The organism is Kosakonia cowanii JCM 10956 = DSM 18146, assembly GCF_001975225.1.
GTDB classification, from domain to species: Bacteria; Pseudomonadota; Gammaproteobacteria; order Enterobacterales; family Enterobacteriaceae; genus Kosakonia; species Kosakonia cowanii.
Window position 1 is genome coordinate 3718607 of the sequence record NZ_CP019445.1, and the last position, 26324, is coordinate 3744930.

The 26324-nt window shown below is 56.6% G+C and carries 22 protein-coding genes, 2 tRNA genes, 2 other RNA genes and 1 pseudogene; 13 read left to right on the forward strand and 14 right to left on the reverse strand.

Annotated elements, in window-relative coordinates; all coding sequences use genetic code 11:
* Positions 1 to 85: 85 nt before the first annotated feature.
* The 3 genes and pseudogenes from galU to rssA form a co-directional block, all read right to left on the reverse strand.
* Positions 86 to 996: pseudogene (galU, locus tag BWI95_RS17580) on the reverse strand (UTP--glucose-1-phosphate uridylyltransferase GalU).
* 198 nt (positions 997 to 1194) lie between these two features.
* On the reverse strand, positions 1195 to 2208 hold the full coding sequence (rssB, locus tag BWI95_RS17585; RefSeq protein WP_054803457.1) for a two-component system response regulator RssB: 1014 nt from the start codon (positions 2206 to 2208) through the stop codon (positions 1195 to 1197).
* A gap of 91 nt (positions 2209 to 2299) precedes the next feature.
* On the reverse strand, positions 2300 to 3208 hold the full coding sequence (rssA, locus tag BWI95_RS17590; RefSeq protein ID WP_054803458.1) for a patatin-like phospholipase RssA: 909 nt from the start codon (positions 3206 to 3208) through the stop codon (positions 2300 to 2302).
* Positions 3209 to 3319: 111 nt separating this feature from the next.
* On the opposite strand from rssA, the gene BWI95_RS17595 reads away from it, so the two are divergent.
* From BWI95_RS17595 to BWI95_RS17620, 6 genes are all read left to right on the forward strand, one after another.
* Positions 3320 to 3778, forward strand: a complete 459-nt coding sequence (locus BWI95_RS17595; RefSeq protein WP_076769936.1) for a YchJ family protein — start codon at positions 3320 to 3322, stop codon at positions 3776 to 3778.
* 46 nt (positions 3779 to 3824) lie between these two features.
* Positions 3825 to 4667, forward strand: a complete 843-nt coding sequence (gene purU / locus BWI95_RS17600) for a formyltetrahydrofolate deformylase (RefSeq protein ID WP_023478636.1) — start codon at positions 3825 to 3827, stop codon at positions 4665 to 4667.
* Positions 4668 to 4826: 159 nt separating this feature from the next.
* Positions 4827 to 4910, forward strand: a tRNA-Tyr gene (locus BWI95_RS17605).
* A 43-nt stretch (positions 4911 to 4953) separates the two neighbouring features.
* Positions 4954 to 5098, forward strand: a non-coding RNA gene (locus tag BWI95_RS17610) — RtT sRNA.
* 21 nt (positions 5099 to 5119) lie between these two features.
* Positions 5120 to 5204 (forward strand) — tRNA-Tyr (locus BWI95_RS17615).
* Positions 5205 to 5248: 44 nt separating this feature from the next.
* A non-coding RNA gene (locus tag BWI95_RS17620) (RtT sRNA) lies at positions 5249 to 5379 on the forward strand.
* 237 nt (positions 5380 to 5616) lie between these two features.
* On the opposite strand, the gene narI is transcribed toward BWI95_RS17620, so the two are convergent.
* The 5 genes from narI to BWI95_RS17645 all read right to left on the reverse strand — a co-directional run bounded on the left by narI (position 5617) and on the right by BWI95_RS17645 (position 14063).
* Positions 5617 to 6294, reverse strand: coding sequence for a respiratory nitrate reductase subunit gamma (gene narI, locus BWI95_RS17625; protein ID WP_076769937.1), 678 nt, complete (start codon positions 6292 to 6294; stop codon positions 5617 to 5619).
* Entirely contained in the window at positions 6294 to 7004 is a 711-nt protein-coding gene (gene narJ / locus BWI95_RS17630; RefSeq protein WP_076769938.1) for a nitrate reductase molybdenum cofactor assembly chaperone, read from the reverse strand. Before narJ ends, narI begins: the two co-directional genes overlap by 1 nt.
* Complete coding sequence (narH, locus tag BWI95_RS17635; protein ID WP_054803460.1) at positions 7001 to 8536, reverse strand: nitrate reductase subunit beta; 1536 nt, start codon at positions 8534 to 8536, stop codon at positions 7001 to 7003. Before narH ends, narJ begins: the two co-directional genes overlap by 4 nt.
* The gene (locus tag BWI95_RS17640) at positions 8533 to 12276 is read right to left on the reverse strand and encodes a nitrate reductase subunit alpha (protein WP_076769939.1); all 3744 of its coding nucleotides are present in this window, start codon (positions 12274 to 12276) and stop codon (positions 8533 to 8535) included. Before BWI95_RS17640 ends, narH begins: the two co-directional genes overlap by 4 nt.
* A 395-nt stretch (positions 12277 to 12671) precedes the next feature.
* The gene (locus BWI95_RS17645; RefSeq protein WP_076769940.1) at positions 12672 to 14063 is read right to left on the reverse strand and encodes a NarK family nitrate/nitrite MFS transporter; all 1392 of its coding nucleotides are present in this window, start codon (positions 14061 to 14063) and stop codon (positions 12672 to 12674) included.
* Between the two features lie 308 nt (positions 14064 to 14371).
* On the opposite strand from BWI95_RS17645, the gene narX reads away from it, so the two are divergent.
* Together narX and narL are read left to right on the forward strand one after the other, a co-directional pair.
* Complete coding sequence (narX, locus tag BWI95_RS17650) at positions 14372 to 16174, forward strand: nitrate/nitrite two-component system sensor histidine kinase NarX (protein WP_054803461.1); 1803 nt, start codon at positions 14372 to 14374, stop codon at positions 16172 to 16174.
* A complete protein-coding gene (gene narL / locus BWI95_RS17655) occupies positions 16167 to 16817 on the forward strand; it encodes a two-component system response regulator NarL (RefSeq protein WP_023478729.1) in 651 nt (216 codons plus the stop codon). The genes narX and narL overlap by 8 nt, the downstream gene beginning before the upstream one ends.
* Here narL and BWI95_RS17660 read toward each other — a convergent pair whose 3' ends face one another.
* Positions 16818 to 18230 carry a YchO/YchP family invasin gene (locus tag BWI95_RS17660; RefSeq protein WP_054803462.1) on the reverse strand — a complete coding sequence of 471 codons (1413 nt, stop codon included), beginning with the start codon at positions 18228 to 18230 and terminating at the stop codon, positions 16818 to 16820. It lies immediately after the preceding gene.
* Between the two features lie 195 nt (positions 18231 to 18425).
* Here BWI95_RS17660 and BWI95_RS17665 point away from each other — a divergent pair, with 195 nt between their 5' ends.
* The 4 genes from BWI95_RS17665 to BWI95_RS17680 all read left to right on the forward strand — a co-directional run bounded on the left by BWI95_RS17665 (position 18426) and on the right by BWI95_RS17680 (position 21705).
* Positions 18426 to 18941 carry a YbhB/YbcL family Raf kinase inhibitor-like protein gene (locus BWI95_RS17665; RefSeq protein ID WP_232374464.1) on the forward strand — a complete coding sequence of 172 codons (516 nt, stop codon included), beginning with the start codon at positions 18426 to 18428 and terminating at the stop codon, positions 18939 to 18941.
* 71 nt (positions 18942 to 19012) lie between these two features.
* Entirely contained in the window at positions 19013 to 19366 is a 354-nt protein-coding gene (locus BWI95_RS17670) for a DsrE/DsrF/TusD sulfur relay family protein (RefSeq protein WP_054803463.1), read from the forward strand.
* A 108-nt stretch (positions 19367 to 19474) separates the two neighbouring features.
* A complete protein-coding gene (locus BWI95_RS17675) occupies positions 19475 to 21259 on the forward strand; it encodes a methyl-accepting chemotaxis protein (protein WP_076769942.1) in 1785 nt (594 codons plus the stop codon).
* 200 nt (positions 21260 to 21459) lie between these two features.
* The gene (locus BWI95_RS17680) at positions 21460 to 21705 is read left to right on the forward strand and encodes a DUF1883 domain-containing protein (protein WP_023478761.1); all 246 of its coding nucleotides are present in this window, start codon (positions 21460 to 21462) and stop codon (positions 21703 to 21705) included.
* Between the two features lie 9 nt (positions 21706 to 21714).
* Here BWI95_RS17680 and BWI95_RS17685 read toward each other — a convergent pair whose 3' ends face one another.
* Positions 21715 to 22413 (reverse strand): gamma-glutamylcyclotransferase, encoded by a 699-nt coding sequence (locus BWI95_RS17685; RefSeq protein WP_054803464.1) that lies wholly within the window; start codon positions 22411 to 22413, stop codon positions 21715 to 21717.
* A 171-nt stretch (positions 22414 to 22584) separates the two neighbouring features.
* Complete coding sequence (gene chaB, locus BWI95_RS17690; RefSeq protein ID WP_023478915.1) at positions 22585 to 22815, reverse strand: putative cation transport regulator ChaB; 231 nt, start codon at positions 22813 to 22815, stop codon at positions 22585 to 22587.
* 275 nt (positions 22816 to 23090) lie between these two features.
* On the opposite strand from chaB, the gene chaA reads away from it, so the two are divergent.
* Complete coding sequence (gene chaA, locus BWI95_RS17695; RefSeq protein ID WP_054803465.1) at positions 23091 to 24185, forward strand: sodium-potassium/proton antiporter ChaA; 1095 nt, start codon at positions 23091 to 23093, stop codon at positions 24183 to 24185.
* Positions 24186 to 24228: 43 nt separating this feature from the next.
* Here the strand turns inward: chaA and kdsA are convergent, their stop codons facing one another.
* From kdsA to sirB2, 3 genes are read right to left on the reverse strand one after another with little or no spacing between them, the layout of a single operon-like run.
* Complete coding sequence (gene kdsA / locus BWI95_RS17700) at positions 24229 to 25083, reverse strand: 3-deoxy-8-phosphooctulonate synthase (RefSeq protein WP_076769943.1); 855 nt, start codon at positions 25081 to 25083, stop codon at positions 24229 to 24231.
* Between the two features lie 26 nt (positions 25084 to 25109).
* Positions 25110 to 25919, reverse strand: coding sequence for an invasion regulator SirB1 (gene sirB1 / locus BWI95_RS17705; RefSeq protein WP_023478892.1), 810 nt, complete (start codon positions 25917 to 25919; stop codon positions 25110 to 25112).
* A 3-nt stretch (positions 25920 to 25922) separates the two neighbouring features.
* Positions 25923 to 26315 carry an invasion regulator SirB2 gene (sirB2, locus tag BWI95_RS17710; protein ID WP_023478628.1) on the reverse strand — a complete coding sequence of 131 codons (393 nt, stop codon included), beginning with the start codon at positions 26313 to 26315 and terminating at the stop codon, positions 25923 to 25925.
* Positions 26316 to 26324 lie beyond the last annotated feature (9 nt).

Here is a 26324-nt window from a genome sequence, read left to right on the forward strand (position 1 = left end):
CTGATAAACGCGCAATAAAAAAGGCCGACGATAAACAGTGCTGAGCACGATTAACGTCGACCTTATTTACTGTCTGCGCTGGGGGTTATGCTTTAGCAGCGCCTACTGTTTCGTTCAGCCAGGCTTTAAACTCTTCGCCCAGTGATTTATGGCGAATGCCATATTCTACAAAGGCGCGCATATAGCCGAGTTTATTACCACAGTCATGGCTTTTGCCTTTCATGTGATAGGCTTCAACGGTCTCTTTTTCGATCAGCATATCGATAGCATCGGTAAGCTGGATCTCATCACCGGCTCCCGGAGGCGTTTTCGCCAGCAGCGGCCAAATCTCAGCGCTCAGGACATAACGGCCAACAACTGCCAGGTTTGACGGCGCGACGTTCGCTTTCGGTTTCTCAACCACGCCAACCATCGGCACGCTGTCACCCGGGTTCAGCGTGGCGCCTTTGCAGTCCACTACGCCGTAAGCGGTAACGTCATCTACCGGCTCAACCATGATCTGGCTGGCACCGGATTCGTCGAAGCGTTTGATCATCTCAGCGAGGTTATCCTGCGACAGATCGGACTCGAACTCATCAAGGATAACGTCTGGCAGGATTACGGCGACCGGCTCGTTGCCGACAACCGGATGCGCGCACATAACGGCATGACCCAGACCCTTCGCCAGCCCCTGACGCACCTGCATGATGGTCACGTGCGGCGGGCAAATAGATTGCACTTCTTCAAGAAGCTGACGTTTAACGCGCTTCTCCAGCATTGCTTCAAGCTCAAAGCTGGTATCGAAGTGGTTTTCAATAGAGTTTTTAGATGAATGTGTTACCAGAACGATTTCAGTAATACCCGCAGCAATGCACTCATTGACCACGTACTGAATTAATGGCTTATCAACCAGCGGCAACATTTCTTTCGGAATTGCCTTCGTAGCTGGTAGCATCCTCGTTCCCAACCCGCGACCGGGATTACTGCTTTAGTCACTTTCGAATTTATTGCAGCCATTGAAATCTCCTGGACTGTCCATGATTTGAACAGGTTCATGAATTAACTCGCGTCTGAGTATATCAGTACCAACCCAATGACCAGGTCTGAAAAGGACGCGCTAACAACTAATTAGGATTAATACGAAGAAACTGCGGCGATATTAGCACCCGTTTTTATATGACGGGTAAATCTATCTGAGCTTCGCCACGCGATCGCTCATTCCGCGTTCAACATTAAGCGTAACCGCCCGCCTGCACCCCAGACCTGGCATTGCCACGCTTCGCTGCGCTGACTTACCTGGTTGAGATAGGTATTCCCAAGCGTACCGAGAGGAACGCCACTGCTGATTTGAATTTGATGCTCTCCGGTATTTAACGTGGCGTTTAAACCGGCCGAGACTAATAACAAATTCTTAAGCTCACTGTGGTAATACCCCACCAGTAACGGGAACTGCCCCGGCAAATTTGCCTGGTGCAACAGTTGGTTTACCTGCTTAAGTAAAGCACCCATTTCAGGTAAGCGCTGGCGTTGATGTGACAATTGTTCCTGAAGTAAGCCATTAAATAATGCGCGCAGCAGCAGCGCGGCCAGCACGCCATTATTGCCGGCGCGGGTTACATCAAGACAATAGAAGGCGAGATCGTGTCCGGAAAGCGGTGCAATATCCAGCACCAGCCCGGGGCTTTCTGCCGAAACAAGCTGGCGATAATTTACGCGGCAGCCGGAAATGACCTGCTGAACAGGCGGCTGAAGCTCTTTTAATAAATTGGCTGCGGCCTGCGGGTTATCCACCAGCGCATCCCAATCCTGGAATAAACGCTCCTCCTCCTCGACCCGGGAATTAAACATATTTGGGTAGATGCAGGCGAAGATGGTTTCCCGCAGACGATTGAAATCTTTAACGGGCTTCAGCACGACATCCTGCACGCCAAGACGCAGCGCTTTTGCAATGTCGGCCATATTTTCGGTAGCGGAAATCACCAGCACCGGCGTCTGCATGCCCTGGTTACGCAGCGCTTCAACCAGCGCAAGACCATTCATACGCGGCATGGCCAGATCGCAAATAATTAAATCGGGTTGATTGCCAGCCATCTGCTCCAGCGCATCCACCCCGTCTCCGGCCAGCAACGTCGTTGCGCCAAGAGATTGCAACCATGAATCCAGCAGCGATCGGAAAACGAGTTCGTCTTCCACTATCAATATCTGTTTCCCGACCAACGGCTGCGTCATCTCTTCTCCCCTGCCTGACAGTAGATCAATAGTGGCATGCTTCGCCGACACTCGCCTGTCAGAATTTGCTGAAGTCTTATAAAAATTATGTTCACGCTAAAGTCCGCACCAGCGGAAGTAACTCGTCCATGCTCTTTTCCACCGCTAATTGCCCGGCGGCAATGGCCGCATCAGCACGATGAAAATCGAGAGTGGATATTTGCGGACAAATGGGTTGCAACAAAATATCCGGCGGATCGCCCGCCATACGGTTGCGCTTAAGGCGGTTTTCCAGCACCTGGATCGACGTGGTCATGATCTCCATCGCGGTCGGCGTCACCGGGCGCTTCGGCGTGGTGCGGCTAAGCCGCTCGCGCAGGCGCTGATGCCAGCGCAGAGCTTCACCGCTGCCTTTTTCCATCTCGCTATCGGAGGGCGTTACGGAGAGCAAATCCTGCTGCATCAAATGGGCATCATGCTGGAGATCAACAGCTATGACGATGTCAGCGCCCAGCGCGCGGGTTAATGAGACCGGCACCGGGTTGACTACCGCGCCATCGACCAGCCAGTAGCCATTATGCGCAACGGGCGACATCAAACCGGGAATACTGCATGAGGCGCGCACAGCACGGTGCAGATCGCCCTCGGTAAACCATAACTCACGCCCGGTGCTGAGATTGGTTGCGACCGCGCCAAAACGCTTTTCGCAGTGGCTAAAGTCTTCGAAAGGAAGGAGCTGACGGTATTGATTGAACACGCGTTCACCGCGCAGCAAACCGCCGCGGCGCCAGGAGAGATCCATAAGCCGCAGTACGTCCCAGTAGCGGAAAGAGCGCACCCAATTCTCCAGCAGAGACAAACGTCCGCAGGAGTATGCCGCGCCAACTAATGACCCGATTGAGCATCCCGCCACGACATCAATAGTAATGCCGGCGCGCTCTAACGCATTAATGACGCCGATATGCGACCAACCTCTGGCTGAGCCAGAACCCAGCGCCAGACCGATTTTTACCGTTCTCATTCCGCGTGCTTCACTTCCCCCGGCTTACTGTAGCCACAACGCGGCGGCTCAGTTAACATATTGCCACCCTGGCGCGTGCTGCGCCGTTATTATTGTTTCAGGAATGCTGTTTTGTCTCAAACATGTCCTTGCGGTAGCGCTCAGGAGTATAGCGTATGTTGCCAGCCTTATCTGTCTGGTCAACACGCAGCGCCGGATCCCTCTCGCCTGATGCGTTCTCGCTATACCGCTTTTGTCCTACATCAGACGGATTATCTGGTGAAAACCTGGCATCCCTCCTGCGCGGCACACACCTTTCGGGAACAGATTGAGGCCGGTTTCGCCGCCACAACCTGGCTCGGACTGACGCTATTTGAGCACGCTTACGGTCACGATGACAATGAAGGTTATGTCAGTTTTGTTGCTCGCTTTCGCGAGAATGACAAAAATGGCGCAATTATTGAACGTTCCCGTTTTTTAAAGGAAAACGGCGAATGGTACTACATTGACGGTACGCACCCACAGTTTGGTCGTAACGATCCCTGCCCCTGCGGGTCAGGTAAAAAATTTAAAAAGTGCTGCGGGCAATAAGCCGCCAGCACCCTTAACAAACACACTCAACAGGATTTACCCGGCAATGCACTCTTTACAACGTAAAATTCTGCGCACCATCTGCCCCGATCAGAAGGGCCTTATCGCTCGTATTACTAACATTTGTTATAAGCACGAGCTGAACATTGTTCAGAATAATGAATTTGTCGACCACCGTACCGGCCGCTTCTTTATGCGTACCGAGCTTGAGGGCATTTTTAACGATGCCACGCTGCTGGCCGATCTCGACAGCGCGCTGCCGGAAGGCTCTGTTCGTGAGCTGAACGCGGCGGGTCGTCGTCGGGTGGTGATTCTGGTGACCAAAGAGGCGCACTGCCTGGGCGATCTGCTGATGAAAGCCAACTATGGCGGCCTGGATGTGGAGATTGCAGCAGTCATCGGCAACCATGAAACGCTGCGCCCGCTGGTTGAACGCTTCGACATTCCTTTCGAGCTGGTCAGCCATGAAGGCTTAACGCGTGAAGCGCACGACAATCTGATGGTGAAAGCGATTGAAGCCCATCAGCCTGATTACGTGGTGCTGGCGAAGTATATGCGTGTACTCACGCCGGACTTTGTTTCGCGCTTCCCGAATAAGATCATCAATATTCACCACTCCTTCCTGCCGGCGTTTATCGGCGCACGCCCGTATCACCAGGCTTACGAGCGCGGCGTGAAAATTATTGGTGCTACGGCGCACTACGTGAATGACAACCTGGATGAAGGCCCGATCATCATGCAGGACGTGATTCATGTCGATCACACCTATACTGCTGAAGATATGATGCGCGCAGGTCGCGACGTCGAGAAGAACGTGCTCAGCCGCGCGCTCTACCAGGTGCTGGCCCAGCGCGTCTTCGTTTACGGCAACCGGACGATCATTCTTTAAGCACTTACTCTTGAGGTTGCCTGGCTTTACAGCGTTACGGGTAAAAAGCAGGCAACCGATTCATTTTTCACGATTGAATGCTTTACAGAGACGCGTCATTTGGTATGATGCGCCGCGCTTCCCGAGAAGGAAGCGGCCAGTAAAATGTAGTGACCCCGTGGTGGGGTTCCCGAGCGGCCAAAGGGAGCAGACTGTAAATCTGCCGTCATCGACTTCGAAGGTTCGAATCCTTCCCCACCACCATCTACGTCCTGCATCACAATTTGTATTACCCCGTGGTGGGGTTCCCGAGCGATCATAAGGGAGCTGACTGCAAATCTGCCGTCACCGACTTAGAAGGTTCGACTCGAGCACCAGCGAGAGAACGTTGCCAACGGCAACGGCCCGAAGGGTGAGGAGCGTAGCTCCGAATAATCCTTCCTCTGCAACACCATACAATGTAGTAACCCCGTGGTGGGGTTCCCGAGCGGCCAAAGGGAGCAGACTGTAAATCTGCCGTCATCGACTTCGAAGGTTCGAATCCTTCCCCCACCACCATCTTCTAAATAACTCCCCAATCAAATCACCTGTTCCATTACCTCATATTCTCCATTCGGGGAAGGCTGAGAAGCTTCGACTAAGGTTCGACTCGAGCATCGCGAGAGAGCGTTGCCGCAGGCAACGACCCGAAGGGCGAGGAGCGCAGCGACGAGTAATCCTTCCCCCCAGCTTATTCCGCAACCCTTCTTTTATATTTACCAGTTCTGCAACCTCACCATTGCCCGATGGCGCTTCGCTTATCGGACCTACAAAACCAGCGCCCAATGTTGAATCGTGCAAAATGCCCGGTTCTGCATCGTGCCACCCCGTAGGCCGGATAAGGCGCAGCCGCCATCCGGCACGCAAACCGCACCGCGCCGAAAACAAAAAACCCTGCCGAAGCAGGGTTTATCATCGTCAACCATCGTTATCAGCGGCGGGCGCGGACAATCTGGTATTTACGCGTTAAATACTCCACCGGCGCGCTCCAGATATGCACCAGGCGTGAGAACGGGAAGAGCACAAACAGCGTCATGCCGAGCACCAGATGCACGCGGTAAATAAAGGCAACGCCATCGAGATGCGCGGAGGCACCGGTATGGAAGGTCACCACAGACTGCGCCCAGGCCACCAGCTTCATCATTTCGCTGCCGTCCATATGCTGCGCGGAGAACGGAATGGTCAGCAAACCGAGCGTACACTGCACCATCAGCAGGATCATGATCAGAATATCTGCCGCCGTCGACGTGGCACGAATACGCGGGTTAAAGAGACGGCGTTTGAGCAGCATCAGGCCGCCGACCAGGCACAGCACGCCGCTGGCACCGCCACCGATCATCGCCATCTTCTGCTTCACTTCAATCGGCAGAAAGGATTCGTACATCCAGTGAGGCGTCAGCATGCCAAGGAAGTGACCAGCAAAAATCCCGAGGATGCCTAAGTGAAACAGGTTGGATGCAATGTTCATCCCTTTACGGTCAAGCATCTGGCTCGAGCCCGCGCGCCAGCTGTACTGCCCATAGTCATACCGCAGCCAGCTGCCAATCAGGAAGATTGCACCCGCCATATAGGGATAGATGTCAAAGAAGAACATATTAAGGAAGTGCATTAGCGCTCTCCTCCTGTTGAGATATTCAGATATTGCGGCGCAACGGCACCGGCAAAACGACGCTGGTGCGCAGTAATGTCAGAATCGCCACAGCCCTGTTCAGCAAAGAACTTCACCTGCTCCTCTTCCCACACTGCGTCCAGCGCCTGCGGCGTATCGTCACGCGCTTCGCCGGCAATTTTTTCAGCCACCTGCGCGTTATCCACCTCGGTTTTCGTCAGCGTCAACAGCGCGTCAAACAGCGAGGCATAGTGACTTTCACGCTGCTGTAAGCGCGCCTGTAACAGTGCCAGAATCGGCGCGATATCCTGTAAACCGCCAATTGCTTCAGCGGCTGGTAACTGCGCCAGATACTCCAGGTAGAGCGGCAGATGGTCTGGCAGTTCGCGGCTGTCGAGCTGCAACCCGTGGCGCTCATACTGCGCCAGCAGGTCCACCATCGCCTGGCCACGATCGCGCGATTCACCGTGCACATGTTCAAACAGCAGCAGCGAGGTGGCGCGACCGCGATCGAATAGCTCGCTGTAAGTGGCCTGGGCATCGAGCAGATCCTGCGACGTCAGGTCGCGTAAAAAGATACCAACCTGCTGGGCGTCCGCTTTTGACAGATTGTCGCCAGAGGCCAGCGCATCAAACAGCTCCTGCTGATGCTGCCACAGGGCAGCATCCGGGTACTCAAGCAGGCGGGAGATAACCACCAGTTCAATCATGCGTGCGGCTCCGTTTTCACTGTCACATTCACCGCATCGATGCGGCGGCTGTTGAACAGGTTGAATTTGTTATCTGAACCATGACACCCATCGCCGAAGCTAAAGCCACACCCGCTCTTCTCCGGGAAGGCTTCACGCGCCAGTTCACGATGGCTGGACGGCACCACAAAACGGTCTTCGTAGTTGGCGATGGCGAGATAGCGGTACATCTCCTGCGCCTGCGCTTCCGTCAGACCCACCTCTTCCAGCGCACGGGTATCAATCACGCCGTCGACGGTTTCAGCCCGTTTGAAGTGACGCATCGCCAGCATACGTTTCAGCGCCAGCAGCACCGGCTGGGTATCCCCGGCGGTCAGCAGGTTCGCCAGGTACTGCACCGGAATGCGCAGGCTCTCGACGTCCGGCAGAATACCGTTGCTGCCCAGCTCGCCCGCATCGGCAGCGGACTGAATCGGTGACAGAGGCGGCACATACCAGACCATCGGCAGCGTGCGGTATTCCGGGTGCAGCGGCAGCGCCAGCTTCCAGTCCATCGCCATTTTGTAGACCGGCGATTTCTGTGCCGCGTCGATTACGCTCTGCGGTACGCCATCTTCCAGAGCCTGAGCGATCACCGCCGGATCGTGCGGATCGAGGAAGACATCCAGCTGACGCTGATAGAGATCTTTCTCATTTTCGGTGCTGGCCGCGTTCTCAATCGCATCCGCGTCATACAGCAGCACGCCGAGGTAACGAATACGCCCTACGCAGGTTTCGGAGCAGACCGTCGGCATGCCCGCTTCGATACGCGGGTAGCAGAAGATGCACTTCTCAGACTTGCCACTCTTCCAGTTGAAGTAGATTTTTTTGTACGGGCAGCCGGTAACGCACATGCGCCAGCCGCGGCATTTATCCTGATCGATCAGCACAATGCCATCTTCTTCACGTTTATAGATGGCACCGCTCGGGCAGGTGGCGACACAGGCCGGGTTGAGGCAGTGTTCGCACAGGCGCGGCAGATACATCATGAAGGTGTTTTCGAACTGGCCGTACATCGCCTTCTGCATATTTTCGAAGTTCTGATCGCGGCTCAGCTTCTCAAACTCGCCGCCGAGATCATCTTCCCAGTTCGGGCCAGCGCTGATTTTGTTCATGCGTTGGCCGGTGATCAGCGAGCGCGGACGCGCAATCGGCTGATGCTTGCTTTCCGGCGCGTTATGCAGGTTCTGATAGTCAAAATCAAACGGCTCGTAGTAGTCATCGATGCCCGGCAGATGCGGGTTAGCGAAGATTTTACCCAGCAGCATCGCGCGGCCACCCATACGCGGCTGCAGCTTGCCGTTGATTTTACGGATCCAGCCGCCCTTCCACTTCTCCTGGTTTTCCCAGTCGGTCGGGAAGCCGGTGCCCGGTTTGGTTTCGACGTTGTTAAACCACGCGTACTCCATCCCTTCGCGGCTGGTCCAGACGTTTTTACAGGTGACTGAACAGGTATGACAGCCGATGCACTTATCGAGATTCAGCACCATGCCGACTTGTGAACGAATTTTCATTTTGCGCTCTCCTGTACCTGGTCATTGCCTTCGCCATCCAACCAGTTAATGTTTTTCATCTTACGTACCACCACAAACTCATCGCGGTTGGACCCGACCGTGCCGTAATAGTTAAAGCCGTAGGCCAGCTGCGCGTAGCCGCCAATCATGTGCGTCGGTTTCGGCGTAATACGCGTGACCGAGTTGTGAATGCCGCCGCGCTGGCCGGTGATCTCCGAGCCTGGCAGGTTCACAATGCGCTCCTGGGCGTGGTACATCATCGTCATACCGGACGGTACGCGCTGGCTGACCACCGCACGGGCGGTGAGTGCGCCGTTGCTGTTAAAGACTTCGATCCAGTCGTTATCGGCAATGCCCATCTCTTTGGCGTCGGTTTCACTCAGCCAGACAATCGGGCCGCCGCGACCAAGCGTCAGCATCAGCAAGTTGTCGCTATAAGTGGAGTGGATCCCCCACTTCTGATGCGGCGTCAGGAAGTTAAGCGCTTTTTCCGGGTAGCCGTTGCCTTTCACGCCCAGCATCTCTTTTACCGAACGGGTATTGATTGGCGGGCGGTAGACCAGCAGACTTTCGCCAAAGTCACGCATCCACTGGTGATCCTGGTAGAGCTGCTGACGGCCAGAGAGCGTACGCCATGGAATCAGCTCATGAACGTTGGTATAACCGGCGTTGTAAGAGACATGCTCATCTTCCAGGCCAGACCACGTTGGGCTGGAGATGATTTTGCGCGGCTGCGCCTGAATATCGCGGAAGCGGATCTTCTCATCTTCTTTATTCAGCGCCAGATGCGTATGGTCGCGACCAGTGAATTCACTCAGCGCCGCCCAGGCTTTCACCGCCACGTTGCCGTTGGTTTCCGGTGCGAGGGTGAGGATCATCTCTGCTGCATCGATGGCGCTGTTGAGCATCGGCTGGCCTTTCGCCGGGCCATCCGCTTTCACGTAGTTGAGCTTGCGCAGCAGATCCATTTCGCTCTGGGTATTCCACGCGATGCCTTTGCCGCCGTTACCGATTTTCTCCATCAGCGGGCCGATAGAGGTAAAGCGCTCGTAGGTTGCCGGGTAATCGCGTTCAACCGGAATAATGTGCGGTGCAGTTTTACCCGGGATAAGATCGCACTCGCCTTTTTTCCAGTCCTTCACGCCCAGCGGCTGCGCCAGCTCGGCGGCGGAGTCATGCTGGATCGGCAGCGTCACGACGTCGGTCTCTTTGCCTAAATGTCCGACGCAGAGCGCAGAGAAGGATTTGGCGATGCCTTTATAGATTTCCCAGTCGCTTTTTGATTCCCACGCCGGGTCGACGGCGGCAGAGAGCGGATGAATAAACGGATGCATATCCGAAGTATTCATGTCGTCTTTCTCATACCAGGTTGCGGTCGGCAGCACGATGTCAGAATAAAGACAGGTGCTGGAGAGACGGAAGTCGAGGGTCACCACCAGGTCGAGTTTGCCGTCGAGGCCGTTATCCTGCCACTCCACCTCTTCCGGTTTCACGCCGCCCTGTTTGCCCAGATCCTGGCCCTGAATACCGTGCTCGGTGCCGAGCAGATATTTCAGCATGTACTCATGCCCTTTCCCGGAGGAGCCAAGCAGGTTGGAGCGCCAGATAAAGAGGTTGCGCGGATGGTTTCTGCCGTTTTCCGGCTGCTCGGCGGCAAAGCGCAGCGAACCCTCTTTCAGAGACTTAACGGTGTAATCCACCGCTGACATGCCCGCTTTTTCCGCTTCGGCGGCAATACGCAGTGGGTTTGTACCCAACTGCGGTGCAGAAGGCAGCCAGCCCATACGCTCGGCGCGGACGTTAAAATCAATCAGATGGCCGCTGTAGCGGGATTTATCCGCCATCGGCGAGAGGAACTCTTGCGCCGTCACCGTTTCATAGCGCCACTGGCTGGAGTGGTTATAGAAGTAGGAGGTGCTGTTCATATGGCGTGCCGGACGCTGCCAGTCGAGGGCAAAGGCCAGCGGCTGCCAGCCGGTCTGCGGACGCAGTTTTTCCTGGCCGACATAGTGCGCCCAGCCGCCGCCGCTCTGACCAACACAGCCACAGAAGACCAGCATGTTAATCAACCCGCGATAGTTCATATCGAGGTGATACCAGTGGTTCATCCCGGCACCGACGATGATCATCGAACGGCCATGAGTTTTATCGGCATTCTCGGCGAACTCGCGCGCAACGCGAATGATCTGTGCCTGCGGCACACCGGTCACTTTCTCTGCCCAGGCCGGCGTATAGGCTTTGATTTCGTCATAACGGCTGGCGCAGTTTTCATCACCCAGGCCGCGATCCAGACCGTAGTTGGCCATGTTCAGGTCATAAACGGTGGTCACCAGCGCGCTGCTGCCATCCGCCAGTTGCAGGCGTTTGACCGGCAGTTTGTGCAGCAGGATGTTATCCAGAGTGACACCCTGGAAGTGCTCGGTGTTGTCACCACCAAAGTAGGGGAAGCCAACCTGTGCAACGTCATCGTGTTTGCCCAGCAGGCTGAGGGTCAGCTCAACGTCCGCGCCGTTGCCGCCATCGCGCTGCTCGAGGTTCCACTTCCCTTTTTCGCCCCAGCGGAAACCAATCGAGCCGTTCGGCGCGATCATATTGCCTTCGCTATCCAGCGCGACGGTTTTCCACTCCGGGTTGTTCTGCTGACCCAGTGCATCCACCAGATCGGCGGCGCGCAGCATGCGGCCCGCGGCGTAGTAGCCATCACGCTCTTCCAGCATCACCAGCATCGGCATGTCGGTGTAGCGACGGACATAATCGGTGAAGTACTGGCTCGGCTTATCGAGGTGGAATTCACGCAGCATCACGTGCCCCATCGCCAGCGCCATTGCCGCATCGGTGCCCTGCTTCGGCGCCAGCCACAAATCGCACAGCTTGGCGATTTCCGCGTAGTCCGGAGTAATCGCGACGGTTTTAGTTCCTTTGTAGCGAACTTCGGTAAAGAAGTGCGCATCCGGGGTACGGGTCTGCGGCACGTTAGAGCCCCAGGCGAGAATGTAGCTGGAGTTGTACCAGTCAGCGGATTCCGGCACGTCGGTCTGCTCGCCCCAGGTCTGCGGTGAGGCAGGCGGCAAGTCGCAGTACCAGTCGTAGAAGCTCAGGCAGGTGCCGCCAATCAGCGACAGATAGCGTGCGCCGGAGGCGTAAGAGACCATCGACATCGCCGGGATTGGCGAGAAGCCAGCCACGCGGTCAGGGCCGTAAGTTTTCACGGTGTAGACGTTAGAGGCGGCAATCAGTTCATTCACCTCCTGCCAGGAGGAGCGCACAAAGCCACCGCGTCCGCGCGCCTGTTTAAAGCTCTTCGCTTTATCCACATCTTCAATGATAGAAGCCCAGGCATTCACCGGATCGCTGTGCTGCGCTTTCGCTTCACGCCAGAGTTTGATCAGGCGTTTACGCATCAGGGGGTATTTCAGGCGGTTGGCGCTGTAAAGATACCAGGAGTAGCTCGCCCCGCGCGGACAGCCGCGTGGTTCGTGATTCGGCATATCAGGACGGGTACGCGGGTAGTCCGTTTGCTGGGTTTCCCAGGTGACCAGGCCGTTCTTGACGAAAATCTGCCAGCTGCACGAGCCGGTGCAGTTTACGCCATGGGTAGAGCGCACGATTTTGTCGTGCTGCCAGCGGCTGCGGTATCCATCCTCCCAGTCCCGGTTGGTGTTTACGAGCTGGCCGTGCCCATCGGCAAAGGTTTCGCCTTTCTGTTTAAAGTAGCGAAACCGGTCCAGGAATTTACTCATCGGGGGTTCTCCTGTTGGAGCCTGTACGGCTCTCTGGCTAAATCGACATTGCTGCATTTGCCGCGAAGGTAACCCCCGCAAAGACAACGAGAATTGATGATGATCAAGCCGCCATAGCGCGCCATTTATGCGCTGACAACGGAGTACTCCCAAAGAGTTATCGATGATTTTCACGTAACTAACTGATTCACATAAATATATTATATTTAGTTACTGGATTATTCAGATTTATCCCGGTATCCAGGTATTAAGGGGTAGACGCCGCTGCGATGCGATAGCGGTCACAGTGCTGGCCGCAGCAGGCGCAGTTAAGGCTGTTAGTATGTTGTAACTATGAAGAAGACAAAAAAATGCGCGACCGAAGCCGCGCAATGATAATCAACACACTACATTTATTATTGTTTTTTACGCCCGTATATCGCCCAGGTGATCACCACACAGGCGATATAGAACACAAGGAACACTTTCATCGCACCCGCCGGTGAGCCGGTCAGCGCCAGCGAGGTACCAAACGCTTTCGGGATAAAGAAGCCGCCAATCGCGCCAATCGCCGAGATAAAGCCCAGCGCGGCCGCCGTTTCCGTCGCAGCTTCACGCATCGCGTCGCTCTCACTGCCACCCGCTTTCTTCACCCGCTCCATGGTCATCTTACGGAAGATAACGGAGATCATCTGGAAGGTGGAGCCACTGCCCAGCCCGGCGGTGAGGAACAGCACCAGGAAGACGCAGAAGAAGGCAGTGAAGTTGCCGCCCTCGCCGTTCGACGGCAGCGTCAGGAACAGCAAGGCGCTGAAGATCGCCATCACCACAAAGTTCACCAGCGTCACGCGCGTTCCGCCAAGACGGTCGGAAATCGCGCCGCCTGCGGAACGTGCCAGCGCGCCAACCAGCGGCCCGAAGAAGGCAAAGTGCAGGATCTGCACCTCCGGGAACTGGGTTTTTGACAGCATCGCAAAGCCAGCGGAGAAGCCGATAAACGAGCCAAAGGTCGCCAGGTAGAGGAAGCTCATGATCCACAGATGCGAGCGCTTCAGCACCGGCAATTGCGCGCTGAGGGAGGCTTTCGAGGTCGCCAGTTCGTTCATGCCAAACCATGCCGCCAGCGTAAACACCGCCAGGAACGGCACCCAGATCCACGCTGCGTTTTGCAGGTAGAGCATGGTGCCATCAGGCTGGGTTACGCCACCGCCGCCAAAGGCAGCAAAGATGGAGAAGGAGACCGCCAGCGGCGCAATCAGCTGCATCACGCTGACGCCAAGGTTGCCGAAGCCGCCATTGATGCCGAGCGCCCCGCCCTGCTTCTCTTTCGGGAAGAAGAAGCTGATGTTCGCCATGCTGGAGGCAAAGTTCGCCCCGGCAAAACCGCACAGCAGGGAGATAATAATAAATGTGGTGAATGGCGTGGAGATATCCTGCACCGCAAAACCGAGCCAGACGCAGGGGATAATCAGAATGCCGGTGCTGAATGCCGTCCAGCGACGACCGCCAAACACCGGTACCATAAAGGAGTACGGTACGCGCAGCAGCGCGCCGGAGACCGACGGCAGCGCCGTCAGCATAAACAGCTGGTCTGTGGTGAACTGAAAGCCCACTTTGGGGAGATTTACCGCCACTGCGCTAAACAGCATCCAGACGCAGAACGCTAAAAGCAGGCAGGGCACGGAGATCCACAGATTGCGGCTGGCAATCTGCTGCCCCTGCTGCTGCCAAAAAGCCGGATCTTCGGGACGCCACTCGGTAATAACCCGTGATGACGAACGCGAATCCGGAACGGATGTTTGATGCATAGACACCTCTGATGTGCAGTTTGATGCCTGCCACATTAATTTCTGTGGCGCGCGTTAAGTTGATATAAATCAAAGGAAAAGCTGGCGTTATAAAGCGCAAAAAAACATCATGCTCATTTATGAGTAGCGTTTAACGCTAAAAAAGGTGTGGTTTTTCACGGCGCTGACCGCTGCCGGGTCGTTTGCCCCTCCAAATGTCACCCCACTGGCAATAAAGGAGTAACTCTTTGTGGGTATGGGTATACTCCAGGCGATATCTGACAATAACGCCACCCGCACCTTTCGCGGCCAAGGAGTCTCATTTCCCCATGCTTAAACGCCTCTTTTCACCGATGTCGCTGGTCAGCCAACTGGCCGTACTGATGCTGTTATCCACGCTGATTGGCGTGACCGGTATGGCGGTCTCCGGCTGGCTGGTGCAGGGCGTTCAGGGCAGCGCGCACGCCATCAACAAAGCGGGTTCGCTGCGTATGCAGAGCTACCGCCTGATGTCGGCCATCCCGCTGCAGGAAAGCGAGCAATATCTGTTAGATGAGATGGAGCACACCGCTTTCAGCCCCGAACTGGCGCTGGCGGCAAAACGCGATGGCCAGCAGGCGCAGCTTGCTGATTTGCAAACCTACTGGCACAACGTGGTGATCCCGGCGATTAAAGATGCCCGGCAGCCAGCGCAGGTTGCAGAGATCATCGCCGTCTTCGTTGGGCGCATCGATAAACTGGTCTCCGCTTTTGACAGCAATACCGAGCACCGCATCGCCGAAGTGGTGGTGCTGCACCGGGTGATGGCGATTCTGATGGGCTTGCTGATCCTGATTGCGCTGGTGTGGCTGCGGGCGCGTCTGCTCCGTCCGTGGCAGCAGCTGCTGCATATGGCGCGTGCCGTCAGCCAGCGAGATTTTACCCAGCGCGCCCATATCAGCGGCGGCAACGAGATGGCAACGCTTGGCGAGGCGCTTAACAATATGTCTGCGGAGCTGGGCGAAAGTTACGCGGTGCTTGAGCGGCGCGTACAGGAGAAGACCGCCGGGCTTGAGCAGAAGAACGAAATCCTCTCCTTCTTATGGCAGGCCAACCACCGCCTGCATTCACGCATTCCGATGTGTGAGCGCCTCTCGCCGGTGCTCAATGGCTTACAGAATCTGACCCTGCTGCACGATATTGAACTGCGGGTTTATGACCTGGAAGATGAAGAGAATCACCAGGAGTTTACCTGCCAGTCGACGGCCAGTTGCGACGTGAAAGGCTGCCACCTCTGCCCGCGCGACGGTAAGCTGATTGAATCGACCGGCATTGGCTCGACGCTCAAATGGCGGCTGGCGGATGCCCATATGCAGTACGGTTTGCTGCTGGCGAAACTGCCGCCGGGCCGCCATTTAAGCCATGACCAGCAGCAGCTGGTTGATACTCTGGTTGAACAGCTTACCGCCACGCTGGCGCTGGATCGCCATCAGGATCGCCAGCAGCAATTAATGGTGATGGAGGAGCGCGCGACCATTGCCCGCGAGCTGCATGACTCGATTGCTCAGTCCCTCTCCTGTATGAAGATGCAGGTCAGCTGTTTGCAGATGCAGGGCGATGAAATCCCCGAGAGCAGCCGCCAGTTATTGAGCCAGATCCGCAATGAACTCAATACCTCATGGGCGCAGCTACGCGAGCTGCTGACCACTTTCCGCTTACAGCTCACCGAGCCGGGTCTGCGCCCGGCGCTGGAGTCCAGCTGTCAGGAGTACAGCGCCCATTTTGGTTTCGACGTGCGGCTTGATTACCAGCTTCCGCCGCGCGTTGTCCCGGCGCATCAGGCCATTCATCTGTTGCAGATCGCCCGCGAGGCGCTGAGCAATGCGTTAAAACACTCCGGCGCTACCGCGGTCAGCGTCGCCGTGCAACAACAGGAAAACCGGGTGATATTACGCATCAGCGATAACGGGTGCGGGATCCCGGACAATGCGGAACGGACCAACCACTACGGATTAATTATTATGCGTGACCGCGCGCAAAGCCTGCGCGGCGACTGCCAGGTGCGTCCCGGAGCCTCCGGGGGGACTGACGTTGTCGTGACGTTTATACCCGAAACGTTTCTCTCATCCATGCAAGGAGATAACCATGAGTAATCAGGATCCGGCAACTATCCTGCTGATCGACGACCATCCGATGCTGCGTACCGGTGTGAAGCAGTTAATTAGCATGGCCCATGACATCACCGTCGTCGGCGAGGCGAGCAACGGGGAGCAAGGCATTGAGCTGGCGGAGTCGCTGGACCCGGACCTGATCCTGCTCGATCTCAATATGCCGGGCATGAACGGGCTGGAAACCCTCGATAAGCTGCGGGAGAAAACCCTCTCCGGGCGCATCGTGGTGTTCAGCGTCTCTAATCATGAAGAGGATGTGGTCACCGCCCTCAAGCGCGGTGCCGACGGCTACCTGCTGAAAGATATGGAGCCGGAAGATTTGCTGAAGGCGTTACAGCAGGCGGCGGCAGGCGAAATGGTGCTGAGCGAAGCGCTGACCCCGGTGCTCGCGGCCAGCCTGCGCGCCAACCGCGCGACTACCGATCGCGATATCTCCCAGTTAACGCCGCGCGAGCGCGACATCCTGAAACTGATCGCCCAGGGGCTGCCAAACAAGATGATTGCCCGCCGTCTGGATATCACCGAGAGCACGGTGAAAGTGCACGTCAAACATATGCTGAAAAAGATGAAGCTTAAATCCCGCGTCGAAGCGGCGGTCTGGGTACACCAGGAGCGGGTTTTCTGATCACGGCGCGGCTGGCAGCGACCAGTCCGTACCGCCTTCTGTTGCCGGTGGGATCACCGGCTCGGTCAGTTTCAGCACAATGGTGTTGGACTCCACTTTCTGCCCCTTCTCATCCTCCACCAGCACCGACAGCGTCCAGCTGTTGCTCGCCCCTTCGCTGCTGTCCCAGCGCGGCATAATCAACGTCCAGCCATCGCCGCTGCGCGCATTCACCGGCGGCGTCAGGCTCAGCGCCTGGGTATCGCCCTGCCAGGTCAGGCTGCGAATACCATGCGTACTGTGGATTTGCAGCTTAAGCGCCACAGTTTCCCCCGGCTGTAGATCCCAGGGCGGCGTCGCCAGGAAGACGGAAAGCGTTTTGCGCTGGCGGTACTCAAACACCGGCAGATTGTTGCGCGTCGGGCTATCGTAGCGGCTGCCGCGCAGCGAGCGGCTGACGGCAACTTCAGAGGGGGAGAGTTGCTTATGCAGCGGCACGCCAAAGCGGTAGTTGAGTTTTAGCCCCAGGTCGTTCTGGCTTACCCCGCTCTCCCCCTGGCGATGCTCTGCGGTGATGGTCACCAGTGGCACCGGGGTGTAATTGACCCCCAGTTTGACGGCGACCGGGTTGTGATAGCCGGTGCCGCTGTCAAACAGATCGACACTGTCGCCAAAGTACTGCTCCACGCTGACGCTGGTGTTGACGTACTGGTAGAACGGCAGCCGTGCCTGTGCCGTCACATCATAGCCGCGCGCCATGCGCTGCTGCTGCGTCGCCGTGTCATAACGCCAGTGGCTCACCGGCTGGTAGTAGTTGGCCGACAGACGCAGGTATTCGCCCCACGCTTCCGCGCCAAACCCGGCACGGCCGGTATTCTCTTCCAGTTGGGTGTCGTAAAAGGTGTTGTAGCCGAGCAGCCAGTCGCCGGCGACCCAGCGCTGCCCGAGACCCACGTTACCTATTAGCCCGCTATCCTGCTGCGTAAGGCCCAGCTGGCTCCAGCTCAGATAGCGGTTATTGTCCTGCAACGGCACAAACCAGTTGCCGTGACTGCCGTTAAACTGCCCTTCGTTATCCACTTTCATATCGACGGTGGCGTTGCCCCACGGCGAAAGCCAGGACTCCACCTGCTGATTGACCTCGCCGCTCACCACATCGCGCAGTTGGCCAAAGGCAAACTGGCGCGCCTGTTGGCCAGCGCTGAGATCGCTGTCGGTCATGCTCGCTTCACCAAACGCTTTCGCCACTTCGGCAAAGTGTTTCTCCTGCGCATCCGTTTCGGGTGCCATGCTGAGATCCGGCAGGCCGTCGCCATTGTTATCGAACGGGTTTTCCGCCTGCTGCACATATTTGCTCTGCAGCGCATGGGCATCGCCTCCCGCCACTAAGAAGGCAAGAAGGGAGAGAACTGGAGAAGTAAAGGAGCGGCGCATCACGACGTTAACGGGGTTCCTGGGCTAAATTTGTGAAGTAAGTCACTTAGTCTAGCGGTTTTAGCGGGCGATTACAGCCGCTGGCGATATATCAGGAAAATCCCTAATCGACGCGCCTCGCTGCGGCTACAGTTAATGCATCCTTGTCACGAGAGACGCGTCATGAAAACAAAAATAACTCTGCTGTGCGGCTGGATGCTGCTCTGCGGCGCGCAGGCTAGCGCCACTCCCCTCTTCGCACTGCAATCCCCGGCCTTTGCCGATAACGCGATGATGGAGAAAAAATTCGCCGGTAACGCCAGCAACAACCCCAACTGCACCGGCGAAAACCTCTCGCCAGCGCTGGTGTGGAGTAACGCGCCGACTAACACGCAGAGTTTTGCGCTGATCGTGCACGATCCGGAGGGCGCACGCGGGCTGGGGGTAACGCATCTTGTGGCCTATAACATTTCGCCCTCCAGCGCGGGCTTTGCGCAAAACGCGCTGCGCGATGGCAAAGGCTTTACCGGCGGGAAAAACACGCCCGGCAATTTCCGCTGGCATGGCCCCTGCCCGCCGCCTGGCAGCGGCGCGCATCACTACACCTTCACCCTTATTGCCACCTCACTGCCACCGACCTTAGAGGAGGGGCTGACCCGCGAGGAGCTTTTCAGCAAGCTTAAAGGCAACGCCCTTGCCGCCGCCGGGCTGATTGGCCGCTTCGGGCAGTGATTTTACCTTTTCGCCGCCCGCGCGGCGCAGTAGCATAGCCCTTTTCGCTACGGTTAATCGAAGGAGTGACAATGCAAAACGTTGTGATCATCGCCAATGGTGCGGCCTACGGAAGTGAATCGCTGTTTAACAGCCTGCGGCTGGCAATTGCGCTGCGCGAACAGGAGGAGTCTGTCGCGCTGAAGCTGTTTTTAATGTCCGATGCGGTGACCGCCGGGCTGCGCGGCCAGAAGCCCGCTGAGGGCTATAACATTCAGCAGATGCTGGAGATCCTTACCGCCCAGGGCGTGCCGGTGAAACTGTGCAAGACCTGCGCCGACGGACGTGGCGTCAGCGCCCTGCCGCTGGTCGAAGGCGTGGAGATCGGTACCCTTGTCGAGCTGGCGCAGTGGACGCTGGCGGCAGACAAAGTATTAACTTTCTAATGGAACGGCGAGTTTAATACAATTTACTTATGGATGGCGTCGAGTCATCAAGTTTGCCTGCTGTGTTGCCGATAGCCACTTAAGACAAACACAGCAGGTACAATAAAAATGTTCACATCGATCAAGGCCCGGATTATGGCGGCGACGGCAGGTTGTCTTACTGTCGCCTTACTGCTTAACACCATCATCAACTACCAGGTTACACGCCAGCACAACCAGCAAACCCAGCAGGATATTCTCTCCAGTACCCGCGACAGCCATGGCATTGCCATTGCCGACTGGGTCGCCAGCAAAACCGCGATGATCGCCTCTCTGCAAAGCGTCGCCTTAACGGACGATCCAGTACCGGTATTTGCCCAAATTGCCCGCGCCGGCGGGTTTATCAATGTCTACGTTGGCTACGCCAGCAAAACCGCCAAGTTCTCCGATCCCGGCGGCGTCCCGGCGGATTACGATCCGACCATTCGCCCGTGGTATCAGCAGGCTGTGAAAGCCGATGCGCCGGTCGTCACCGCCCCCTATGTTGATGCCAGCACCGGTCAACTGGTGGTGACGTTTGCCGTGCCGGTAAAAGAGAACGGCACGCTGAAGGGCGTGGTCGCCGGGGATGTCTCGATGACCAGCGTGGTGGCTAACGTGCGCGGCATCAGCCCGACGCCGCACAGCAGCGGTATGCTGCTTGCCAGCGATGGCTCAGTGATTGCCGCCGCTGACGAAAAGCTGACGATGAAGCCCTTCTCTGACGCCATTCATGGCGTCTCCTTTGCCGAGCTGAGCAGCGGGAAAACCGTCTCTGGCGAGTATGCCGGGAATGAGAAGTCGCTGTTAGCCAGCCGGGTAAAAGGAACCGACTGGCTGCTGGTGGTCGCCCTCGATGGGGATGACGCCACCGCCGGTCTGCGCGCCCAGTTAAAAGCCTCCGCCGTGTCGCTTATTGTGCTGGTAATTATTGCCGGGGCATTGATGCAGTGGATGGTCGCAGCGCTGCTTAAACGCCTGGTGGTGATCCGCGATGCGATGAACGCCATCAGCAGCGGCACCAACGACCTCTCCCAGCGCCTGCCGGAGAGCGGTAACGATGAAGTGGCGCAAATCGCCCACGCCTTTAACGCCTTCAGCGACAAGCTGGCGGTGGTGATGGTGAAACTGCGCGACTCCACCCACTCGGTGCAGCTGGCGGCGCAGGAGATTGCCGCCGGGAACCAGGATCTCTCCGGGCGCACGGAGCAGGCGGCCTCCAGCCTGCGTGAAACCGCCAGCGCCGTAGAGCAGATCACCGCGTCGGTCGCGCAATCGACTGATGCCGCAGCGCAGGCGAATACCCAGGCGCACGTCGCATCAGAAGCCGCTTCGCGCGGCGGTCAGGTGGTGACGCAGGCCATTAACACCATGCAGTCGATTGAAGTCGCCTCGGCGAAGATTGGCGATATTACCAGCGTTATTGATGCCATCGCCTTCCAGACCAATATCCTCGCGCTTAACGCCTCGGTGGAAGCGGCGCGCGCCGGTGAACAGGGTCGTGGCTTTGCGGTAGTGGCAGGCGAAGTGCGTAATCTCGCCAGCCGCAGCGCGCAGGCGGCGAAGGAGATTAAAACGCTGATTGACTCCACCACCGACAGCGTTGCCACCGGCTCGCGCTATGTGCGGCTGGCGGGCGACAGCATGACGGATATCGTCACCAGCATCGACAGCGTATCGGTGATCATGCGCGAAATCACCGTCGCCACCAGCGAGCAGATGAAAGGTATTCAGGAGATTAATCATGCGGTGATAAATCTTGACCGTATGGTGCAGCAGAACGCCGAGCTGGTCGTCGAGTCAACCGCTGCTGCCGGGGCACTGCGCGCGCAAGCGGGTGAACTTGCCGACACCGCCGGACATTTCCGCATTTAATCTTTTACCGGCGCGTGAAGACTACGATTTCGCGCGCCGGATCTCCCCCCTCGCCGCAGATTGTTATTTTTGTTTAATCCTTACGTCATTTGTTGATCAAAATCAGCATCTGGCTAACGGTCGTTTGGTGTGATGCACGGAGTGTTTTGTGAACAACATCACGCAGGGATGGCGTTATTCAAATGACGGGGTTAAAAAAAATGGCGGTAGTAAAAGCAAGTTTAAAACTGTTTGGCGGGGATACGGTGGTGGTTCGCTGTTCTGAAAATTGCCATATCCATCTGATGTGTGAGAAGAGCCGCAGGCCGAATGCGCAGGCGGATATTCTGAGTGTCCAGAACCGCGCCAGCGCCTATCTTTCGGTGCCTTACAGCGGCATCTGGAGCGTGCTGATCGACAGCCACAGCCAGTCGCTGGAGCACTCGATCAGCTATGTTGCGGCGTAAACTTCATCCTTAGCAGGCAAAACCAGGCACCATTTCCGGGCCTGGTTTGTCCCCCTCCTGCAGCATACGCACTCGTCCCACCAGTTCATTCAGGCAGTCATCGTGCATGCCGAGCTTAATCAGCTCCTGCTCAAGGGAGAAGAGGTACTGGGCATTGGTGCCAAGCGGGCCGCTGGCGGCCGCGATCAGTGGCGCGATGGTTTGCGCGCGGGTATCTGACTCATAGAGCGGGTGGCGCGGATCCATAATAAACACCAGCGCGTTGACTACGCGGCCATCGTCGAGCGAAAGTTTGCACCAGCTCGGCAGATAGCAGCCGGTGATCATCTCCCGTTTCCACAGCAGCGTCAGATCGTCGTGCAGGCTCTCTTCCGACAGCCGGTAAGCTACGCCAGTGGTGCGCCCGCCCTCTTTCAGTGCAAGCATGCGCCCTGGCTGACACGCAGTACCGCGCCCGGCAGTCAGGCGCAAACAGAAGGCTCGATGCCAGCCGACCAGCGTTCCCGGGCAGGATTCATCGAACTCCATTGCCGGGTTCCACATCAGCGAACCGTAGCCAAAAAGCCACACCGGGCCATCATCCGGCCGACAGGCCAGCGTCGCCGCCAGCGAGGACGCCCGCTGCTCAGCCGACCACAACAACGACTCTTCTATGTCGCCAAACGCCGTTTTGCAATCGGCCGTTCGCAAGAAATCACGCGTTAACATCTTTTACCTCCGCCACTGCCTGCGTCCTTGCGACTGCTTTACTGCTGCCTTCCCGACATACGCCGTCGTTTCAACGCAGCGCCATATGACGATATGCAATTCACGCGCCGCATGCAACAGCATCAATCCATCGAATAAAGCTATAAATGGCGAAGGTGGCGCTGCTACGCGCTATTTCTTCTTATGCCACTTGTCGTCATCCCCCTTCTCATACTCATTTTTGACCGCCGCCCAGGCGACGCGGTGCGCCGTCTCCTCCCGGCTGGCATCGCCGCGGCGGTCATCTTTATCTTTGTATTGATCCCAGGCGCTGTTAAAGGCCTCTTTATAGATCTCCTGCGCATGGGCTGGAAGAACGTGTTGCACGCTATCGGGAAGCTCGGATTTTGCTTTATATGGCACTTTTCTGCTCCTTGTTGGGCTAAAAGGTTAAGTCTGGTCGACAACCTGCCTGAGCGCCAGGCATGGAGGATAAATGACTTTTTAAAGTAACTATCGTTATGTTTATATTTCATTATTTCCACAAAACAGCAATTTTCGCGGCTTTAAAACGGAAAAAATTTTACTGCCGTAAAAATAGGTAAAAATAACCACGTAAATGCGACTTTTTTGCTATTTTAATCACCTTGCATTCTTTATCTATACTTCAACAACACTGCCCTCTGAGGAGAATCATAATGACAACAACCCACGAGGCGGTTAAAACCCGCCACAAGGAGACCACGCTCATTTTCCCGGTGCTGGCGCTGGCCGTGCTGCTCTTCTGGGGAAGCTCGCAGTCACTGCCGGCGATAGTCGGAATCAATGTGCTGGCGCTGGTCGGGATTTTAGCCAGCGCCTTTAGCGTGGTTCGCCACGCTGACGTTCTTGCTCACCGTCTGGGCGAACCTTTCGGCTCGTTAATTCTGAGTCTCTCCGTCGTTATCCTCGAAGTGAGCCTGATCTCCGCGCTGATGGCGACTGGCGATGCCGCGCCAACGCTGATGCGCGATACGCTCTACTCCATCATTATGATTGTTACCGGCGGGCTGGTAGGTTTCTCACTGCTGCTGGGCGGGCGTAAATTTGCCACGCAGTACGTCAATCTGTTTGGCATCAAGCAGTATCTGATCGCCCTCTTTCCGCTGGCGATTATCGTGCTGGTCTTTCCGATGGCGCTGCCGGAAGCGAACTTCACCACCGGCCAGGCACTGCTGGTGGCGCTCATCTCGGCGGCGATGTATGGCGTGTTTTTGCTGATCCAGACCAAAACCCATCAGAGCCTGTTTGTCTATGAGCATGAAGATGACGGCGACGATCCGCACCACGGTAAGCCGTCGGCGCACGGCAATTTCTGGCACACCGCGTGGCTGATTGTGCATCTGATTGCGGTGATTGCGGTGACCAAGATGAACGCACAGCCGCTGGAAGCGCTGCTGACGGAAGTGAACGCCCCGGTGGCCTTTACCGGCTTCCTCGTCGCACTGCTGATCCTCTCGCCGGAAGGGCTGGGCGCGTTAAAAGCGGTGCTGAACAACCAGGTGCAGCGTGCGATGAATCTCTTTTTCGGTTCGGTGCTGGCAACCATCTCGCTGACCGTACCGGTGGTCACGCTGATTGCCTGGTTTACCGGCAACGATCTGGTGTTCGGCCTCGATGCGCCGGAGATGATTGTGATGGTGGCATCACTGATGCTGTGCCAGATCTCCTTCTCGACCGGGCGCACCAATGTGCTTAACGGCGCGGCGCATCTGGCGCTGTTTGCCGCCTACCTGATGACCATCTTCGCCTGAGTTATTCGGATACAAAAAACCCCGCTTTCGCGGGGTTTTTCTTTTACGCTTCGGTGTTGAGCTCGTCGAAGTTCTTCACCAGATCGTCAATCGCTTTGATCTGCTGCAGGAACGGCTCCAGCTTCGCCAGCGGCAGCGCCGACGGGCCATCGCACTTGGCATTATCCGGATCCGGGTGCGCTTCAATAAACAGACCGGCAAGACCGGTTGCCATGCCCGCGCGCGCCAGCTCGGCGACCTGACCACGACGGCCGCCGGAAGCGGCGCCAAACGGGTCGCGGCACTGCAGGGCGTGGGTGACGTCAAAGATCACCGGCGAGTTGTTGGAGACTTTTTTCATCACGCTGAAGCCGAGCATGTCGACCACCAGGTTGTCATAACCGAAGTTCGCGCCGCGATCGCAGAGGATAACTTTGTCGTTACCGCCCTCGATAAATTTGTCGACGATATTGCCCATCTGGCCCGGGCTTACGAACTGCGGTTTTTTGACGTTAATCACCGCGCCGGTTTTTGCCATCGCTTCCACCAGATCGGTCTGGCGGGCAAGGAAGGCCGGAAGCTGGATCACATCCACCACTTCGGAGACCGGCTGGGCCTGGCTTGCTTCGTGCACGTCGGTGATCAGTTTGACACCGAAGGTCTGCTTCAGCTCCTGGAAAATCTTCATCCCCTCTTCCAGACCCGGTCCACGATAGGACTTGATGGAAGAGCGGTTGGCTTTATCGAAAGAGGCTTTGAACACGTACGGAATGCCCAGCTTCTGGGTCACGGTGACGTAGTGCTCACAAATGCGCATGGCTAAATCGCGGGATTCCAGCACGTTCATGCCGCCGAACAGCACGAACGGCAGGTCGTTCGCCACGTTGATGTCGCCAATGCTGACCACTTTTTGTTTCATAAAATCGCCTTATCGAGTGTGAATGCTTAATGCAGGGTAATCTGTTTATGGGAAATCGTGTTGATCTGCGCGCGGATCATTTCGCTGATTGGATCTTCCGGGCACTGCTCGACAAAATAGCTTAAGTCATGCAGCGCCACGTGGTCGCAGTCCAGCTGCGCATAAATCAGCCCGCGATCGCGGATCTCATACGGATCTTCCGGATTGAACTGCAGTAACGCTTCGCTGGCGCGCAGGGCCAGCTCCATCTGCTGCTCTTCCATCAACGCCGACTTCAGGGTATCCAGCAGTTTGCGGATCACTTCAGCGTTGTCTGCCTCATCAAGGTCTTCGTTAAACAGCTCGGCCACCGGGCTAATATTGCCCTTCAGCCAAACTTCGAGCGTATGTTCGTCCAGCGTGTCGCCATTAAACGGGTTAATCAGCCACATTTCGCCATCCAGCCACTCACCGCGCAGAATCAGCTGCGTCGGGAAAATAACCGGAGTCAGCGGAATATTGAGCCGCCCGGCGACCCACAGCAGAATCGCCCCCAGCGACACGGCGCTGCCCTGGCGGTTCTGCAACACTTTATCCAGCCACAGCGCATCGGAGAGACGGTAGACGCCGCGGGTATCTTTGAAGCCCCATTCGCCGTAAAACAGCGCGAGGAGCTCCTCCAGTTGATGCTCCTGAGGCTTTGCCTGACTGATCTCTTCACGGGCAAGCGCGAGCAGATGCTCCAGTTCGTCTTGTACGTATTGTGAAGGAAAATCATCGCGTATCAGCTCGGAAACAAGGATCATTCCGTCGCATAATGGCGCTTTGTTAAATTCGAAATCAGCTAACGACCTCATGTCTTACCCCAGTATCGGTACTTTTGTGGCGGCGAGTTTAATGATGATGTACAGCACCACCAGCCCCAGCATAAAGGCGATAAAACCTGCCTGCTGGCCGCGCGGACGATGTCGCCCGAGCGCAATAAAACCCAAAACGATATAGATGATAACGCCAAACAGCTTTTCAGTCAGCCATGCGCCTTTAACAGTAAAAGGCAAATAGCCGGTCAGAGCTATCAACCCCACGCCGCTGAGCAGCAAAACGCTGTCGACAATATGCGGTAACACCCGCACCCAACGCGCCTGAAAGCGGGGATTGTTGCTCCAGCGCCACCAGTAACGCAGGGTGAACAGGCTAATGGTCAGCGCCACCGACGTCAAATGTAACGTAATCAGGATGTTAAAGAGGCACATTCCCTGTTG